Here is a 2,402-nt window from a genome sequence, read left to right on the forward strand (position 1 = left end):
ACCTGTAAAATTGCTGCAACAAGATCTTTCCTGGAAGTATTTTTTAAGAGATAACCATCTGCCCCGTTTTGCAGCATCTCCACAATCACACTCTTCTCGGTATGATTGGTAAGCGCGATGATCCTGATGCTTTGATCCAGTTCTTTAATGGCGCTGCATACCTTTATGCCCGACATCTCCGGGAGACTGATGTCGAGCAATACAATATCTGCGCGTTGGGATTTCAGAAAGTCCAGCGCCGCTTCTCCCCGGGTAAAAGTTTCCAAAACCTTTATCCCGTCTGCATCCTGAAGGATACTACAAAGTCCTTCAATAAATATTGAATGGTCCTCTACTATAATAACAGATACATGCTTTAACTGTTGCCGCATAAAAGTTCGATGTTAATGACGGTACCCCTACCGGGTGAAGAGCTGATATCCATCTTACCCTGCAAAAATTCCACGCGGTGACGGACATTATCCAGGCCAATTCCTTTCTTATCGCCGGGAACGGATCCTACATCAAATCCACGCCCGTTATCTTCAACGGCAATGTAAAAAATATTTTTAAGCTGGCTGCATTGAATAAATACTTCGGTAGCAGCTGCATGCTTTATTACATTGGCCAGCAGCTCCTGTATAATGCGGTAGATGATCAGCTGCACCTGTACCGGTAAATCGGGCGCTATATCAATAAGCTGCAATTCCACGTTCATCTTTTCCGTGGCAACCGACTGGCGAAGGTCTTTCAGGGCCATTTCCAAACCGGACCGCAACAGGGCCTCGGGCATCATATTCCGTGCAATGCGGCGCAGTTCAGTGACCGAGCTGTCTAACTGCCCTATCACTTTATTTAACCGCCCGTACTCATCCTGTTCCATTTCCGAAAGATGAATTTTAGCGCTGGCCAGCATGCCGCCAAGCCCATCGTGCAGGTCGCTGGCTAAACGCCGGCGCTCCCGCTCTTCTCCATGCAGCAACGCCTGCGCTACTGCAATTTGCTGCGCCTGCTGCAATGAGCGCAACTGCTGTTCCGCTTTAACCCTTCTCTGTTTATAGAAATAAACCGACATCAGTATAGTAAGCAGCAATAATACCTGGCTACCTCCGAGCAACAATTTCTGCATCTTTGTTCTTTCATTCAAACGCAACACTTCCTTTTCCTTCTCTGCATAATTATACTTCGCTTCCAGTTCTGATATCCTGACATTTGTTTCGTTAGTGCCGGTACTATCGGTAAGCTCCGTGTATTTCAACAGCCATTTATAGGCTTCCCGGGGATTGTTTAATGCCGAATCTGTTTTTGCCAGTTCATACAGCACCAGTCGCATATTTTCAGGCATCTCCGCCACATAAGGTCGTCCATATATTTTCAGCAGCAGCTCCCTGCCCGCCGTATATTTTTTCTGCGCCTTGTAGGTTTGGTACTGCTCCATCATGATAGTAGTAGCGTCATAGAACCTGTTCAGGGAAGTGGCTATAGCCGTTCCTTTGTTAAAACACTGTAACGCCTGCTCCCACTCTTTTATCCCGTTGAAATACCTTCCTTGCGCCAGGTAAAAAGACGGCAGATAAATGGAACTTGGATAAAGCGGCGCCAATGCAGCCGCACTATCCAGGAAAGGTTTGGCTTCGCTGTAGTGATCTTTATTAAGATAATTTTCGGAGATGTTGCTGTAGCAGTCTATCAGCTTTTCATCCGAAGCGTCTTTCTTTCTGAATATCGCTATTGCTTTTTTGTAATATTCCGTAGATCTGTCGTAATCAAAAATATTATTGAACACCACGCCCAGGCTTATATAACATATGCCTACATGGTCTGTATCGCTGGCCTTTGTTGCCAGGGGCACCGCCTTATTCAGTAATATATCTGCAAATGCTCTTTCATTCCCATTGCGTTCTTCGAGAATGCCGAGGTTATGCCATGCCTTTGCCAGCAACCGGTAGCCTTGCTGCGTAGGAACATTTTGCAGCAATTGCACGGCCTGTTTGTATTCCTTTTGCGAACGGGGAATATCATATTCCATCAATGCGCCCCCAAGGTAATAATGGGCCATACCGGTGTGAAAATCATCTCCCGGGTTATACTTCAACGCTTCTGTTATATAAAACATGCCTTTGGCACTGTCCAGGTCCGCCCAATACTGCGACAACAGGAAAAGCGTTCTGGCCCGTACGGTGTCGTTTAACGGCGCTGCAAGCACCTTCTCCAGGCTATCGGCATAGCTATGTACTCCCTGTTGCTGCGCAAAGGTGCGGGAGGAAAAAAACAGCAAAAGTAATAAGCAATATTTTTTCAAGAGATGATATATGTCGGATAAAAAACAAAGGTTTATTCCTCTTTCACAAAAATGACGATAATTTTCCGGGTAAGAAATCATGGAATATATTGATTTCATCTCAGGGTTTTCATGGAGGCAA

2 protein-coding genes are annotated in these 2,402 nt (G+C 45.7%); both read right to left on the reverse strand.

The genetic code is table 11. The features are described 5' to 3' along the window. Positions 1–371 (reverse strand): response regulator transcription factor (locus VN105_RS12880; protein WP_325641469.1); only part of this gene is annotated, 371 nt, incomplete at its 3' end. Continuing rightward, complete coding sequence (locus tag VN105_RS12885; RefSeq protein ID WP_325641471.1) at positions 356–2,257, reverse strand: sensor histidine kinase; 1,902 nt, start codon at positions 2,255–2,257, stop codon at positions 356–358. The genes VN105_RS12880 and VN105_RS12885, both read right to left, overlap by 16 nt. Positions 2,258–2,402: the final 145 nt, after the last annotated feature.

This window comes from Chitinophaga sp. (assembly GCF_035564935.1).
In the GTDB taxonomy this organism is placed as follows: Bacteria; Bacteroidota; Bacteroidia; order Chitinophagales; family Chitinophagaceae; genus Chitinophaga.